The 16,265-nt window shown below is 72.8% G+C and carries 5 protein-coding genes; all 5 read right to left on the reverse strand.

The window, feature by feature from the left end; genetic code table 11:
* Positions 1-32: 32 nt before the first annotated feature.
* The 5 genes from bla to SACE_RS20785 all read right to left on the reverse strand — a co-directional run bounded on the left by bla (position 33) and on the right by SACE_RS20785 (position 16,257).
* A complete protein-coding gene (bla, locus tag SACE_RS20765) occupies positions 33-935 on the reverse strand; it encodes a class A beta-lactamase (RefSeq protein WP_009948748.1) in 903 nt (300 codons plus the stop codon).
* A gap of 140 nt (positions 936-1,075) precedes the next feature.
* Positions 1,076-1,294: an MbtH family protein gene (locus SACE_RS20770; RefSeq protein WP_009948746.1), complete on the reverse strand. Its 219-nt coding sequence runs from the start codon at positions 1,292-1,294 to the stop codon at positions 1,076-1,078.
* A gap of 23 nt (positions 1,295-1,317) precedes the next feature.
* Positions 1,318-5,100, reverse strand: a complete 3,783-nt coding sequence (locus SACE_RS20775) for an SDR family oxidoreductase (protein WP_009948745.1) — start codon at positions 5,098-5,100, stop codon at positions 1,318-1,320.
* Positions 5,085-5,885, reverse strand: a complete 801-nt coding sequence (locus SACE_RS20780; protein ID WP_231849713.1) for a thioesterase II family protein — start codon at positions 5,883-5,885, stop codon at positions 5,085-5,087. The genes SACE_RS20775 and SACE_RS20780 overlap by 16 nt, the downstream gene beginning before the upstream one ends.
* A gap of 358 nt (positions 5,886-6,243) precedes the next feature.
* On the reverse strand, positions 6,244-16,257 hold the full coding sequence (locus tag SACE_RS20785; protein ID WP_011874294.1) for a non-ribosomal peptide synthetase: 10,014 nt from the start codon (positions 16,255-16,257) through the stop codon (positions 6,244-6,246).
* Positions 16,258-16,265: the final 8 nt, after the last annotated feature.

The raw sequence follows: 16,265 nt of genomic DNA on the forward strand, positions 1-16,265 counted from the left end.
GGGCGTTCGCATCCGTGGGTCCGGGCGGCTCGTCAGGTCAGCGTGGCGATGACGTGCGCGGCGGCCTCGGCGAGGAGGGCTTCGTCGTACTCGGCGTCCTTGGCGGGCTTGCTGGACATGATCGCGATCACCAGCGGTGCGGAGTCCGGCGGCCACACCACGGCGATGTCGTTGAGCGTGCCGTAGTCACCGGTGCCGGTCTTGTTCGCCACGGTCCAGCCCGGCGGGACGGCGGCCTTGATGCGCCGGGCGCCGGTGGTGCCGCGTTGGAGCAGGTCGCGGAGGAAGGCGCGCTTGTCCTCGGGCAGCGCGTCCTTCAGCACCAGCTCGTCGAAGTCGGTGCCGAACGCGCGAGGCGAACTCGTGTCGCGGGGGTCTCCCGGAGTGGCTTCCACGATCAGCGGCTCGACCCGGTCCATCCGGGTCACCTCGTCACCGAGGCCGCGAGCGTAGGCGGTCAGCTCGGCCGGCCCGCCGAGATCGCGCAGCAGCAGGTTGCCCGCCGTGCCGTCGCTGTAGCGGACCGCGGCGTCGCACAGCTGGCGGATCGTCATCCCCGTGGACACGTGCTGCCTGGTGATGACCGAGCTCTTCATGAGATCGGCCTCGCCGTAGGTGACGAGCGCGTCCAGGTGCGACATCGGGTTGCGGTGCAGGACCGCGGCCGTCGCCAGCGCCTTGAACGTCGAGCAGAACGCGAAGCGTTCGTCCGCCCGGTGGGCCACGGTCGCGCCGGTGCCGGTGGCCAGGGCGTACACCCCCAGGCGCGCACCGAACTTCCGCTCCAGCCCGGCCAGGTGGTCGTCGTGATCGGGCGCCACGACGGCGGGCGGAGGCGCCGCCGGCGCCTCTCCCCTCGCGCATCCCGCCAGCGGCACGAGCGCCGCCATTCCCAGCAGAGCGCGGCGGGTGACCGCCGGACGCGATGCCGTCATCGTCTTCCTCCCTCTGGTGGGCCCGCGGCCATCATGGCGGGCTCCGACGGACGCGGCGACGGAATTCCGCCGGCCGCGCAACGACGAACGGCGGAGGTTGACCGCGGGAGCAGTCCACCTCCGCCGTGCGGGGCGCGGGATCAGTTCCCGGCCGCCTCCATCGCCTCGACGAGGCTCCTGGGCCGCAGGTCGGTCCAGTGCTCCTCGACGTAGGCCAGGCAAGCGTCGCGGGTGTCCTCGCCGTGGACCTCGGTCCACCCGGCGGGCACCTCGGCGAACGCGGGCCACAGCGAGTGCTGGCCCTCGTCGTTGACCAGCACCAGGTACGTGCCGTCGGGGTCCTCGAAGGGGTTGGTCATCGGACTCGTTCCTCTCTGCCGCGTCACCGGGCCTTGTCGAGCACCTCGGCCAGGCGGCCGACGGTGGGGTGGTCGTAGAGCTGGTGCACCGCCATCCTGGCGGGCAGCGTGCCGTTGATGCGCGCGACGAGCTGCGCCGCGCGCAGGGAGTTGCCGCCGAGCTCGAAGAACGCGTCGTCGCGTCCGACCCGCTCGCGGCCGAGAACCTCGCCCCAGATCGCGGCGAGCCGCCGCTCCAGGTCCGTCTCCGGCTCGGCGTAGCGGCGGCGCTCCCCCGCCGACGCCGCACGCGCCGCCGCCAGCAGCCCGGCCTGGTCGACCCGGCCGGCCGCGTCGCGCGGGACGCGGTCCACCCGCGAGAAGCGCACCGGGGCCTCGCACCGGGCGACCAGCTCGGCGGTGGCCTCGCGCAGCTCCGCCTCGTCCACGCCGGCACCGCTGTAGGCCACCACGATCTCGGTGCTGCGCGAATGTTCCGGGGCGAGCTCGGCGATGATGTCCTCGTTGCGGCCGTCGAGCCCGATCAGCAGGTTCACGCGGTCCTGTCCCAGCGCCGTCAGCAACGACGACAACCCGCTCGCGTCGTCGATGGGCACGAACCCGCGCGAGGCCGCGGCGGCCGACGGGCTGCCCCGGTTCATCCCGCTGCCGGTCCACATGCTCCACGACAGGCACCGCACCGGCCTGCCGAGCTCGTGGCCCCAGTGGTCGGCGAAGCCGTTGAGGAAGCTGTTCGCCGAGGAGTACGCGCCGAAGGAGCTGCCGCCGAACTCGGCGTTGACCGACGAGAACAGCACCAGCAGCGTGTCCGGCCGGTCGCGCAGCACCTCCGCGATGGCCATCGTGCCGTGCACCTTGGCCCGGTAGGTCCGGGCGAACTCGCCGCGCGAGGCGCGCGCGACCGTGTGCTCCTCCAGCCGGGACCACTGCTGCGAGACGTCGTTGCTCGCCAGGTGCAGGACCCCGTCCAGCGACCTCCCCCACCGCCGCTCGGCCTGCGCGACGGCGCTGTGCAGGGCGGCGGTGTCGCCGACGTCCAGCGCCCGGTACTCGACCTCGCCGAGCGTGCGCAGGTCTGCCAGCCGCTCCGCCTTCGGCGTCCCCTCCGCGACCGGACTGCGTCCGATCAGCAGCAACCGCGCCTGGTAGGCCGCCAGCAGGTACTCGGCGATCTGCTGCGCGATGCCGCCGAGACCGCCGGTGATCGCGTACACCCCTCCCTGGACCAGCGCGGGGGAGCTGCCGGCTTCGGGCTCCACCGGTCGCAGCCTGGGCACCAGCCTGGTGCCACCGCGGTGTGCGACCACATCGGCGTCGGGCACCGCGTCGAGCTCGGCGCGCACGATCGCGGCCCACCGCTCGGGCGTGGCCGCCGGCAGGTCGACCTGCCGCAGCACCGGGACCGCGCCCTCGGCGACGGCCGTGCGGACCAGGCCGGGCAGCGCGCCCTTGGCGACGTCCACCGCGTCGCCGTCGCCGGTGCGCACGCCGCCGGTGGTGAGGACGAGGACCTCGGGCCGGCGCTCCCACGAGGCCAGCTCGCCGAGCAGCATCCGCACCGACAGCGCACCGGAGCGGAGACCGGCGTCGATGTCTCCTCCCGGTGTCGCAGCCCATGCGTGCACCACGGCGTCGATCCGGCCGAAGTCGCTTCGAACCGCGGTGAGCAGTTCGCGGTAGTGCGCCGGGTTGGCGTCGTCGATGGAGAAGCGGTTGCCGTCGCGGGCGAAGCGCGTACCCGGCAGGACGACCACGTCGTGCTCGCCGAGCCACTGCTCCCGCTCGACGTCGGCGAACAGCACCCGCACACCCGCGCGGGACTCGGACTCCACAATGGACTGCGCGGTCCAGACCCGCTCGAAGAACCAGTTGTCCTCGGACGGGGGCTCCTCCTCGACCGGACCGCCCTCCAGGGCGCGCAGCGCGTCGGCGAACTTGCCCGCGCGCAGGTCGGCGACGAGCTGGGAACGCTGGATCTTGCCGCTGCCGGTCTTGGGGAACGCCTCGCGCTCGACCGGAACCACTTGGTGCGGCTGCAACCCGATGTCGAAGGCCAGCCTGGCCCTGATCGCGGCCACCGTGCCCGCCACGTCGGCGGACGCGGGCACGAAGAAGACGACCAGCCGGTCGGTGTCGGTGCCCTCCCCCGCGTCGTTGCACGCGGCCACGAAGGTGACCTCGGTGCCGGGCACCTGCTCCACGACGGACTCGATGTCGAAGTTCAGGTAGTTCACGCCCTGGATGACGATGAGGTCGCTGTCGCGTCCGGTGAGCGTCAGCCTGCCGTCGTGGACGAAGCCGAGGTCACCGCTGTTGAACCAGCCGTCCTCGGTGCAGGCCTTCCGGTTGGCCTCGTCGTTGCGGTAGTAGCCGGTCATCATCGTGCTGCCGGAGAACTGCACCCGGCCGACGTGGTCCTCGGGCAGCGGCCGGTCGTGGTCGTCGGCGATCCGCAGCGCCAGCCCCGGCAGCGGGCGGCCGACCTCGGTGAAGGTGATGACCTCCGGGACGTCCCGGGGCGGCACCACGCGCAGCCTGCCGCCGAGCGAGGCTTTCTCGACGCTGATGGTGCCCTGCGCCGGGTCGTCGGCCGAGAGCCTGGAGTAGATGGTGCCGGAGGCGATCTCCGACATCCCGAAGGTCGGCAGCAGCGCGTCCGCGGGCAGGCCGTAGGGCCGCAGCACCTCCAGGAACCGCTGCGCGGTGCGGGTCACCACCGCCTCACCGCCGTTGCAGATGTGGCGCAGGCACGACAGATCCCACGCGCGGCCGGCCGCGCGTTCGGCGTTGTCGTTGAACAGCGAGAAGGCGAAGTTCGGGGCCCAGGTGTTGGTCACCCGGAACCGGTGCACCCAGTCCATCCACACCAGCGGGTCGGCCAGGAACGCGTCCGTCTCGGCGTTGACGTGCTGGTGGCGCAGGACCACGTTGCTGACGTTGTGCATGATGACGCCGCCGACGTGGTCCATGGGGATCCAGTTCAGCGACACGTCGTGCTCGCCGAAGCCGTTGACCGCGGCGCTGGCCAGCGTGCGGGCGATGATGCTGGCGTGGGCGTGCCGGACGCACTTGGGCACACCGGTGCTGCCCGAGGTGAGCAGTTGCACGGCCGGGTCACCGGGTTCGACCGGGTGGGGATCGGCGTCGGCACCGGCGCGGCGCAGTTCCTCGTTGCAGTAGGCGGTGATCTCGGCGTCCCAGCCGGAACCGAGCCCCCGGACCCCTTCCAGCAGCTCGGCGTCGGTGAGGATCACCGGGCGGCCCAGCAGCTCCCACGCGTTGCGCAGCTTGCGTGTACCGGCGTTCTCGCGGTCGAACCCGAGCGGGACCCCGCACGGGGTCGGAACGTAGCCGCCGAGCACGCACGCCCAGAACGCGGTGACGAAGTTCCGGTTGCCTGCGAACTGGAACAGCACCGAGTCGCCCGGCGCCAGCCCGCGTTCGCCGAGCCCGGCGAGCAGCTCCCGCGCCTCGGTGAGCAGCTCGGCGTAGCTCTGGAAGCTCTCACCGCCGTCGGCGGCGATGAACGTGGTTCCGCGATCGGGGGCCAGTTCGGCGGCCAGCCGCAATCCTTCCTGCAGGGTTGTAGGGGCCGACGGGTCGTGCGGCAGCTCGCCGCCGTGGACCTCGGCCGTCGGCAGGTCCGCCCCGCCGACCTCGCGCTCGGCGGTCGCGCCGGTGACCGGCGTGCGCGCGGGCGTCGCCGCCCGCGACCGCGCCTGCCTGCGGACGCCGCAGGCGGCGTCGGAGACACCGGCGTGCGCGCGGACCGCCGCGGACAGCTCCGCCATCAACTCGCTGGACATCTGGGCCGAACCTCCTCGGTGCGCGGCTGGTCCCCGCCGAGGAGGAGCCGCCCGATCTCCTCCGCCAGCTCCCGGGGGCGGTCGTTGAGGTAGAAGTGGCCGCCCTCGAAAATCCGGAGCCGGAAAGCGCCGCTGGTCTGTTCCTGCCACGCCCGCATCGCCTGCTCCGGGGCGCGTTCGTCGTCGTGTCCACCCAGGACGGTGATGGCCGCCGCCAGCGGTGGCTCGGGGCGGTACTCGTAGCGCTCGCCGAGCGTGAAGTCGGCGCGCAGCGCGGGGAGCAGCAGCCGCATCAGCTCGGGGTCGCCGGCCACCGACTCGGCGGTCCCGCCCAGCGATCCCAGCGCCGCGACGAACTCCTCGTCGGGCAGCTCGTGGATCGGCTCGGCCACCGGCGGCCGGTCCGGCGCGACCTCGCCGCTGAGCAGCAGGTGCTCCGGCTGCGGTCCGCCGCGGCCCCGCAGCGCCCGGGCCAGCTCGAAGGCCAGCAGCGCGCCACCGCTGTGACCGAAGAACGCGAACGGCCCCCGGAGGTAGGGACGCATCGTGAGCCCGAGCGTGCGCACCGCGGCGGTGAGGTCGGTCAGCGGCTGTTCGCGGATCCGGTCCTCCCGGCCGGGGAGCTGGAGCGCGATCAGCTCGACCTCCGGGGGCAGCAGCCGCGGCCATTCGGCGAAGGTGGCCGCACCGGCGCCGGCGTGCGGGAAGCAGAACAACCGGACCCGCGGGTCGGTACGCCGAGCACGCCGCACGAACGGCGACTCGACGGTGAACGAGTCGAGCATGCGACCGACCATAGGAACGGCGTTTATCGGGGCAATATCGCGACAACTTCCATGGCTCGCCGACCGCCGGCGGGAGCTTCGCGCACACGGAAGCACAGACGTGCTCGCGCTGTTGCGGCCTCGTCCTTTCAGGCCGTTGTGGACAGCGGCTTGTGTGTTGTGGCCACCTGCGGCGGCATCGCCGTGCACATGCTGGACACGCAGCGGAGCCACCTGCGCCGCTGCCGTCAGACGGTCGCGGAACCGGACGGTGAGGTCGGTCTGCCCGTACCGGGCCGGCTCACGGGATCACCGGGCTTTCGTCCACGGCGCAGGCAACCGGCCGGCGCCGTGGACGATCAGCCGCCGATCCGGCATGTCAGAACGGCATCGCGGCCTCCGCCGGCTCCCGGTCGGCCATCCGCTGCCGCACCAGAGCCGCGATCTCGCCGAGCGGACCACTGCCGAGCATCTCGTCGTGCGTGCAATCGACGCGCTCCACGCACACCCGGCCGCGCACGTACGGCTCCCACTGCGGGCCGAGGTCGTCGTTGGACCGCGACGTCACCAGCAGCACGTCGCCGTCGACGACGTCGGGCCGGTGCCCGGCTGCCAGCCGGACGCTGTTGACGATGGCGTCCACCGCGGACGGCAGATGCCGCGCGGGCAGCACGCTCAGCACGCCTTCGCCGAGCGCCTGCGCGATGCGGCGACGCTGGTGCTCGGCGCTTCCGCGCTCGGTATCGCCGACCACGTCGTCGAACAGCCGGGCCAGCACCTCGTCCTCGGCCAGGCCGAGGTCCGAGGTGGACGAGTCCAGCATCGCCAGCATCCCCACCTGCTCGCCGCGCGAGTGAAGCTCCGCGGCCACCGCGTGCGCGATGTTGCCGCCGAGGGAGTACCCGAGCAGGTGGTACGGGCCATGAGGCCGGACCTTCTGGATCTGGTCGGCGTAGTCCGAGGCGAGCTCGCCGAGGCTTGCCGGCAGGGGGTCCCGGCCGTCGATCCCGCGCAGTTGCAGGCCGTGCAGCGGCATGTCGGTGTGGCGCAGCAGACCCGAGTAGCACCACGACAGCCCGGTCGCCGGGTGCACGCAGAACAGCGCCTGACCTTCTCCTCCGCGCAACCCGAGCAGGACGTCGAAGCCATCGCCGTCGTCGTCGAGCAGTTCGGCGAGCTCGGCGACGGTAGGAGCACGGAAGACCGACTGCACGCCGAGCTCCGCGCCGAGCACCTCGCGGACCCGGCTGACGAGCTGGGTGGCCAGCAGCGAGTGCCCGCCCGTCTCGAAGAACCCGTCGTCGATGCCGACGGTGCCCACGCCCAGCACCTCGCCGAAGAGGTCGCAGAGCACTTCCTCCCGCGGCGAACGCGGCCTGCGGTACGCCCCCACCGGCGCGGCGAGCGGGCGCGGGAGCCGGTCCCGGTCGAGCTTCCCGTTGGCCGTCAACGGCATCTCGTCGAGCGCCACGACCGCCGAGGGCACCATGTAGTCCGGCAGCGCCTCGCGCGCGTGCCGCAGCAGCTCCGGCGCGGCAGCCCGCCCGACGACGTAGCCCACGAGCCGCCTGTCACCGGGCCGGTCCTCGCGGACCACCACGCGTGCCTGCTCGACGCCGGGATGGGCGGCCAGGACCGCCTCGACCTCGCCCGGCTCGATCCGGAAGCCGCGCACCTTCACCTGGTCGTCGGCACGTCCCAGGTACTCCAACCGCCCGTCGGCGCCCCACCTGGTGAGGTCGCCGGTCCGGTACATCCGCGAACCGCGCGGGCCGAACGGGTTCGCGACGAAGCGCTCGGCGGTGAGCCCGAACCGGCCGCGGTATCCCTGCGCGAGACCTGGGCCGGCGGCGTAGAGCTCGCCGGCCACCCCGGCCGGCACCGGTCGCAGACGGGAGTCCAGGACGTAGGCGGCGGCGCCGTCCAGCGGGAGGCCGATCGGCACCGGGTGCACGCCGGGTTCGCACCGCGCCCAGGTCACCTCCACGGTGGCCTCGGTCGGACCGTAGGCGTTGATCATGGTCCGGCCCCGGCCGAAGAACTCGACCAGCTCGGCCGGGCACGGCTCGGCGCCGGTGACGAGGCACCGCAGGTGCGGCAGCTCCACCCTGGGCACGGTGGCCAGCACCGACGGCGGGATGTGCAGGTGCGTGACGCGCTCGCGGTCCAGTTCGACGGCCAGCTCGGCCCCGGTCGCGGTCCGCCGCGGCACCACCAGGCACGCACCCGTCAGCAGCGCCATGCACAGCTCCGCCACCGACACGTCGAAGCTCGGCGACACGTACTGGTACACGCGGCTGTCCTCGCGCACCCCGTAGGAACGCACGTGGTTGCCCGACAGCGTCGCGAACCCGGCGTGGGAAACCACAACGCCCTTGGGTAGTCCGGTCGAGCCCGACGTGGTGATGACGTAGGCGGCTGACTCCGCGCGCAGCGGTGCGTTGCGCTCCGCGTCGGTCGGGTCGGTCGCCGGGTGCGCTGCGAAGCCGGAGTCGATCAGCAGGGCCGGACGCGGCAGTTCGACACCCGCGGTGGAGACCACCAGCGCGACGTCCTCGAGCAGGTGGCGGATCCGCTCGGCCGGGTACTCGACGTCCACGGGCAGGTAAGCGGCACCGGTCTTGAGCACGGCGATGATCGCCGCGACCAGTTCGCCCGACTTCGGCAGGGCCAGCGCCACCACGTCGCCGGGCCCGATCCCGAGGCCGATCAGGTGGTGCGCGAACCGGTTCGCCCGCTCGTTGAGCTCGGCGTAGGTCCAGCGTCCGTCTCGGGAGTCCACCGCGAGGTTGCCCGGCACGCGGCGCACCTGCCGCTCGAACAGCTCCGGCCAGCTGGGTTGCGCCGACGGATCCGCCGGGCGCACCGCGAGCGCCTCGCGCTCCCGGCCGGTCAGCACGTCCACCTGCGACAGCCGGAGCCGCGGGTCGGTCACCACCTGCTCCAGCAGCCGGACGAAGCGCTCGGCCACCGATCGGGCGGTGTCCTCGTCGAACAGGTCGGTGCTGTAGGAGACGACGCCGTCCACCCCCGCCGGTCGCCCCGCGCCGTCCCGGTTCTCGCGCACGCTCAGGGCCAGGTCGACCTTCGCCGCGCCCGCTCCGGCGCCTTCCACCTCGACGTGCAGCCCGGGCCACCGCGGCTCGTCGCCGTCGTCCTCGCCCTGGAAGGCGAACGCGACCTGGAACAGCGGGTGGTGCGACAGCGAACGCGCCGGGTTGACGATCTCCACCAGCCGCTCGAACGGGATGTCCTGGTGCGCATAGGCCGCCAGGTCCGCTTCCCGGACCCGCGCGAGCAGGTCGGCGAAGGTGGGATCGCCCGAGGTGTCGGTGCGCAGCACCAGCGTGTTGACGAAGAAGCCGACCAGCTCGTCCAGCGCCGGGTCTGCGCGACCGGCCACGACGGTGCCGACCGGGATGTCCTCGCCCGCGCCGAGCTTGGTCAGCACGGCCGCCAGGCAGGCGTGCAGGACCATGAACGGCGTGGCGTCGTGCTCGGCCGCGAGCCGCGACAGCGCGGCGTGGGTGTCGGCGTCGATGCCGAACTCCAGGGAGTCGCCCCGGTGCGAGGCCACCGCCGGCCGGGGCCGATCGGTGGGCAGCTCGATCCGGTCCGGTGCTCCCTCCAGGGTCCTGCGCCAGAACGACAGTTGCCGGGCCACGCCGGAACGCGGGTCGTCCTCGTCACCGAGCACTTCGCGCTGCCACAGCGCGAAGTCGGCGTACTGCACGGGAAGTGGCGTCCACTGTGGAGCAGTGCCGCGGACGCGCGCCCCGTAGGCCGACGCGAGGTCGCGGACCAGCGGCCCCTGCGAGGTGCCGTCGGCGGTGATGTGGTGCAGCAGCACCAGCACCACGTGCTCACCGGGACCTCCCTCGAACACGACGACCCGCAGCGGCACCTCGCGCGCCAGGTCGAAGGAGTAGCGCGCCGCCTCTTCCAACGTCCCGGTCCCGTCGACCACGACCGGTTCGGCGTGGTCGAGGACGTGCTGGTGCGGCGTGCCGCCGACGTGGGGGAAAACCGTGCGCAGGCTCTCGTGCCTGGCCACCACGTCGGCGACCGCCGCCCGCAGCGCGTCGCGGTCCAGCTCTCCGGCGAGCCGCAGCACCAGTGGGATGTTGTAGGTGGGGCTCGGTCCCTCCATCTGGTGGAGGAACCACAGCCTGCGCTGCGCGAACGACAGCGGGACCAGCTCGGGCCTGGCCTTCGGCTCCAGCGGTGGGCGCACCGGTCGGGACGCGCCGAGCCGTTCGGAGATGCCGGCGACCGTGGGCGACTCGAACAGCGCCCGGATCCCCACGTCCGCACCCAGCTCCGCACGGATGCGGCTGATCAGCCGCGTGGCCAGCAGCGAGTGCCCGCCCATTTCGAAGAACCCGTCGTCGATCCCGACGGAGTCGATGCCCAGGACTTCCGCGAACAGTCCGCAGAGGATTTCCTCGCGCTCGTCGCGGGGCGCCCGGCAGCCCTCCTCGGCCGCGAACTCCGGGGCCGGCAGGGCATTGCGGTCCAGCTTGCGGTTGCCGGTCAGCGGCAGCGCGTCCATCGTCACGAACGCGACCGGCACCATGTATTCCGGCAGCCGGTCGGCCACGTGGTCGCGCAGCCCGGCAGCGTCGAGCTCGCCCTCCGGCACGACGTAGGCCACCAGCCGCTTGTCGCCGGGGGTGTCCTCGCGCACGATCGCGGCGGCGTGCCGGACGGCCGGGTGCTGGTTGAGGACGGTGTCGATCTCGCCGAGCTCGATCCGGAAACCGCGGATCTTCACCTGGTCGTCGACCCGCGCGATGAACTCGAGCATGCCGTCGGCGTTCCACCGCGCGATGTCCCCGGAGCGGTAGAACCGGGAGCCGGGCGGGCCGAACGGGTCGGCCACGAACTTCGACGAGGTCAGCCCGGGGCGGTTCAGGTAGCCGCGGGTCACCAGGTCGCCCGCGATGTAGAGCTCGCCCTCGACGCCGACCGGGGCCGGCCGCAGGGCCGCGTCCAGCACGTACATCCGGGTGTTCCAGATCGGCCGCCCGATCGTCACCACGCCGGAGGGCACCGGTTCGCCGGGCTCGATCCGGAACTCGGTGCAGCCGACCGTGGTCTCGGTCGGCCCATACTCGTTGATCACCGTCGCCTCCGGGTGCCGGGCACGCCACTGCTCCAGCACCTCCCCCACCAGCGACTCGCCGCCGAGGACGAGCTGGCGGGTCGGCGAGCACTCCGGCGGCAGCGTCAGCAGCACCGGCAGGTGGCTCGGGGTGGCCTTGACGAAGGTGGGCCGGTGGCCGCCCAGTTCGGCGGACTCGTCGAGCTCGACCAGCTGCGCGCAGCCGCCGGTCGTCAGCGGGGCGAACAGACCGGTGACGGTCAGGTCGAACGACACCGGCGAGTGCACCAGCGCGCGTCCGGCGACCGCCGGGTACGCCGAGCGCACCCACGACAGGTAGCCGTTGAGCGAGTCGTGCTGGACGACCACGCCCTTGGGCCTGCCGGTCGAGCCGGAGGTGAAGATCACGAACGCGGCGTTGCGCATGCCGAGCGACCGCCGCGGATCGCGGTCGTCCACGGTGGACGTGTCGACTTCGTCGACGAGCAGCCGCGGAGTGGTACTGGGAATCCGATCGGCGCAGCCGCGGTCGGTCAGCACGAGCACCGGGCGGACGTCGTCGAGCATGAACCCGATCCGCTCCGCCGGGTGCGCGGGGTCCAGCGGCAGGTAGGCGCCGCCGGTCTTCAGCACCGCCAACAGCGCGACGACCAAGTCCACCGACCTGGGCAGCGCGATGGCCACGAACCGCTCGGGTCCCGCGCCGCGTTCGAGCAGCAGCCGGGCGAGCCGGTTGGCGCGGCGGTTGAGCTCGGCGTAGTCGATCCCGGTGTCCCCGAACGAGACCGCCGGGGCGTGCGGGGTACGCCTGACCTGCTGCTCGATCAGGTCCGGCAGGGTCACCGGCACGACCTCGTGCGCGGTGTCGTTCCAGCGCCGCAGGACGCGGTCACGCTCGTCGTCGGGCAGCACGTCCAGCTCGCCGATCGTCGTCGCCGGATCGGCGGCCACCTCGGCGAGCACCCGCACCAGCCGGGCCGCGATGGAGTCGGCGGTGCGCTGGTCGAACAGGTCGGTGGCGTATTCCAGCACGCCTCGCAGACCGGTCGGGGCGCCGCCGTCGTCGTAGGACTCCTCGACGTGGAAGGTCAGATCGACCTTGGCCATGTCGGTGCTGCTGGTCTCGCGCTCGACGACCAGACCGGTGAGACCGAACTCGGTGCGCTCGTCGCGGTGGAAGTCGAGCATGACCTGGAACAGCGGGTGCCGCGACATCGACCGGGCCGGGTTGACGACCTCGACCAGCCGCTCGAACGGGACGTCCTGGTTGGCGTAGGCGGCCAGGTCGGCCTGGCGGACCCGGCCGAGGAGGTCGGTGAAGGACGGGTCGCCGGAGGTGTCGGTGCGCAGCACCAGCGTGTTGACGAAGAAACCGACCAGCTCGTCCAGCGCCTCGTCGCCCCGGCCGCTGACCGAGGTGCCCAGCGGGATGTCGGTCCCGGCGCCCATCCTGGTCAGCAGCGCCGCGATCGCGCTCTGCACCACCATGAACACGCTCGCCTGGTTCGACCGGGCCACCGCGGCCAGCGCGTGGTGGACCTCGGGGCCGACGTCGAACTCCACCCCCTCGCCCCGGTTGGTGGCGACCGCCGGGCGCGGCCGGTCGGTGGGGAGCGACAGCTCCAGCGGCACACCGTCGAGGCTGTCCCGCCAGAAGGCGAGCTGGCGCGCCACCAGGCTCTCCGGGTCGTCCTCACGGCCGAGCAGGTCGCGCTGCCACTGGGCGTAGTCGGCGTACTGCACCGGCAGCGGCGACCAGCGCGGGCCACGGCCCTCGCAGCGCGCCGCGTAGGCAGTGGCCAGGTCGCGCGCGAGCAGACCGCTGGACCTGCCGTCACCGGCGATGTGGTGCAGCAGCACGAGAAGTACGTGCTCCTGCGGACCCAGCACGAACAGGCTCGTCCGCAGCGGCGGTTCCGCGGCGAGGTCGAACGGCGTGCGCGCCGCTTCGGCCACCTGCTCCTCGACGCGATCGGCCGCAACGACGTGCAGCACTGGCAGGTCCGGCAGGACCCGCTGGTAGGGCGTGCCGCCGACGGCGGGGAACACGGTGCGCAGGCTCTCGTGCCGCTCGGCGACATCGCCGATCGCCGCCTGGAGGGCGTCGGTGTCGAGCAGACCGGAAAGCCGCAGCGTCATCGGGATGTTGTAGGTGGCGCTGGGTCCTTCGAGCTGCTGGAGGAACCACAGCCGCTGCTGGGCGAACGACAGCGGGACGCGCTCCTGGCGCGGCAAGGGTCGCACCGCCGGGCGCGCCTCGCCCGCGCCGTCCAGCCGGGCGGCCAGGCCTGCCACCGTCGGCGACTCGAACACAGCGCGCACCGCGAGCTCCACGTCGAAACCCGCGCGGATGCGGCTGATCAGCCGGGTCGCCAGCAGCGAATGGCCGCCCAGCTCGAAGAAGCTGTCCTCGGGACGCACCCGGGTCACGCCGAGGACTTCCTCGAACAGGCTGCAGAGGATCTCCTCGCGCGGTGAACGCGGCACCGAGCCGGAAGCCGGAATCTCGTGCTCCGGAGCGGGAAGCGCCCTGCGGTCGAGCTTGCCGCTGGGGGTGAGCGGCAACGCGCCGAGCTCGACGAACGAGGTCGGCACCATGTAGTCGGGGAGATGGCGCCGCAGGTGCTCGCGCAGCGGCCCGGCCTCGCCGACCACGTAGGCGGTCAGCCTCTCCTGTCCCCGGCGGTCGCCGCGGACGACCACCGCGACCTGGCCGACCGAGGGGTGCTCGCGGGCGACGGCCTCGATCTCGCCCGGCTCGATGCGCGCACCGCGCACCTTGACCTGGTCGTCGGCCCGCCCGGCGAACTCCAGCACCCCGTCCTTGCGCCACCTGGCGAGGTCACCGGACCGGTACATCCGGCTGCCCGGCGCGCCGAACGGATCGGCCACGAACCGCTCCGCGGTCAGCGGAGCACGCCGGTGGTAGCCGTGGGCGAGCTGGGTGGTTGCCAGGTACAGCTCGCCGGTGGTGCCGACCGGCACCGGGCGCAACGCGCCGTCGAGCACGTAGAGCCGGGCGCCGGGCACCGGCTTGCCGATGGGGGCGGGATCGTCGACCCGGCCCGGCTCGCAGTCGTGGAAGGTGACGTCGATGGTCGCCTCGGTCGGGCCGTAGAGGTGGTGCAGCCGGACGTCGAGCAGCTCCCACACCCGGCGCTGCAGGTCCGCGGGCAGCGACTCGCCGCCGGTGAACACCCGGCGCAGCGAGGTGCACTCCCCGGCCTGCGGTGTCTCCAGGAACATCCGCAGCACCGGAGGTACGAAGTGGACGGTGGTGACCCCGTGCTCGCGGATCACCGCGGCCAGGTGGTCGACGTCGCGGTGCCCGCCGTCGGCGGCCAGCACCAGCGTGGCACCTTCGTTGAGCGTCCAGAAGAACTCCCACACCGAGACGTCGAAACCGGCCGGGGTCTTCTGCAGCACCCGGTCCGACGCGTCGAGCCGGTAGGCCCGCTGCATGCCGTCCAGGCGGTGCAGCACCGCGCGGGCCGGGACCACGACGCCCTTCGGGCGACCGGTGGAGCCCGAGGTGTAGAGCACGTACATCGGGCCTGCGACCGCGCGTCCCGGGTTGGTGGCCGGGTGCTCCGGCAGCGGCTCGTCCAGCAGGAGGAGGTTGCGCGCGGGGACCCGCACGTCGCTGGTCGTGATGACGAGATCCGGCGCCGCGTCGCGCAGGATGTGCTCGATGCGCTCGGCAGGGTGGTCGGGTTCCACCGGCACGTACGCGGCGCCCGCCTTGACCACCGCGAACAGGGCGGTGACCAGTTCCACCGACCTGGGGAGCGCGACCCCCACCAGGCTCCCCGGACCGACACCGGCCGCGATGAGGTGGTGCGCGAGCCGGTTGACCCGCTCGTTCAGCTCGCGGTAGCTGACGGCGCCGCTGTCGTGCACGACGGCCGGGTGCTCGGGTGCCAGGCGGACCCGCTCCTCGAAGCGCTCGACGACGCTCGGGCCTTCCGGAGCGGGCTCGTCGTCGTTGAACTCGTGCAGGATCCGGTGTCGCTGCGCGGTTTCGAGCAGTTCGACGCGCCCGAGTGGCTGGTCCGGCTCGGCGGCGAACGCCTCGAGGAAGCGCCGCAGGCGCGCCAGGAGCTCCGCGGCGTCGAACTCCTCGGGCCGGTGGTCGAGCCGGAACTGCAGGCCGTCCTCGGTCCTGGCCACGACCAGGCCGAGCGGGTAGTGCGTGGCTCCCCCGCCGTCGACGCCGGTGATGCGCGGGCCTGCCTGGTCGTCCTCGTCGTCGGCGAGCGAGTCCAGCGGGTAGTTCTCGAACACCAGCAGCGTGTCGAACAGCGGCCCGAGCCCGGCGACGCGCTGCACCTCGGCCAGGCTCACGTGCTGGTGCGCGAGCAGCCGCGACTGCTCGGCCTGCAGGCGCGCGAGGTTCTCGGCCACCGACGCCGCCGGGTCCAGCCGCACCCGCACCGGGAGGGTGTTGATGAACAGGCCGATCATCGTCTCGATGCCCTCGATCTCGGGCGGCCTGCCCGACACCGTCGCACCGAACACCACGTCGGCGGAGCCGGTGAGCTGTCCCAGCACGGTGGCCCAGGCGCCCTGCACGAGTGTGTTGACGGTCAGGCCGCGCCGCCTGCACAGCTCGTCCAGCCCGTCGGCGGGCATGGTCAGCCAGGCGCGTTCGGGCAGAGCCGCGGTGCGGCCGGCCTCCGCGACGCGCGTCGGTGCGTCGAGGCCGGACAGGGATTCGCGCCACACCCGCTCCGACACCGCCGGGTCCTGTTCGGACACCCAGCGCAGGTACCGCTTGTACGGGGTGACCGGCCGCAGGCCGGCCGCCGCTCCGTCGCGGTAGAACGCGAAGAGCTCGTCGATCAGCAGTGGCGCGGACCAGCCGTCCAGCAGCAGGTGGTGGTTGGTGATCACCAGGCGGCTGGTGCGGTCCGGCAGTCGCACGAGGGTGCAGCGCAGCAGTGGTGGGGTGCGGACGTCGAATCGGCGCACCCGGTCGGCCGCGAGGAAGTCGTCGAGCCCGTCGGCCGGGAGGTCGACGACCTCCCACGCGGGCTCGACGTCGCGGACCACGTACTGGATCGGCTGCCCGCCCTTGCGCTGGCGGAAGCCGGCCCGCAGGTTCGCGTGCCGCTCCAGCAGCAGCCGCAGCGCCTCCCGGAACCGCTCCGGGTCGACCGCGCCCGCCAGTTCGAGGACGAGCTGGGTGTTGTAAACCTCCACGCCGTCGGAGTCGTAGAGGCTGTGGAACCACAGCCCCTCCTGCAACGGCGACAGTGGGAGCACGTCTTCCAGCCTCGACTGGCTCATCTCGGGAT

The sequence above is a fragment of the Saccharopolyspora erythraea NRRL 2338 genome (genome assembly GCF_000062885.1).
Taxonomy (GTDB): Bacteria; Actinomycetota; Actinomycetes; order Mycobacteriales; family Pseudonocardiaceae; genus Saccharopolyspora_D; species Saccharopolyspora_D erythraea.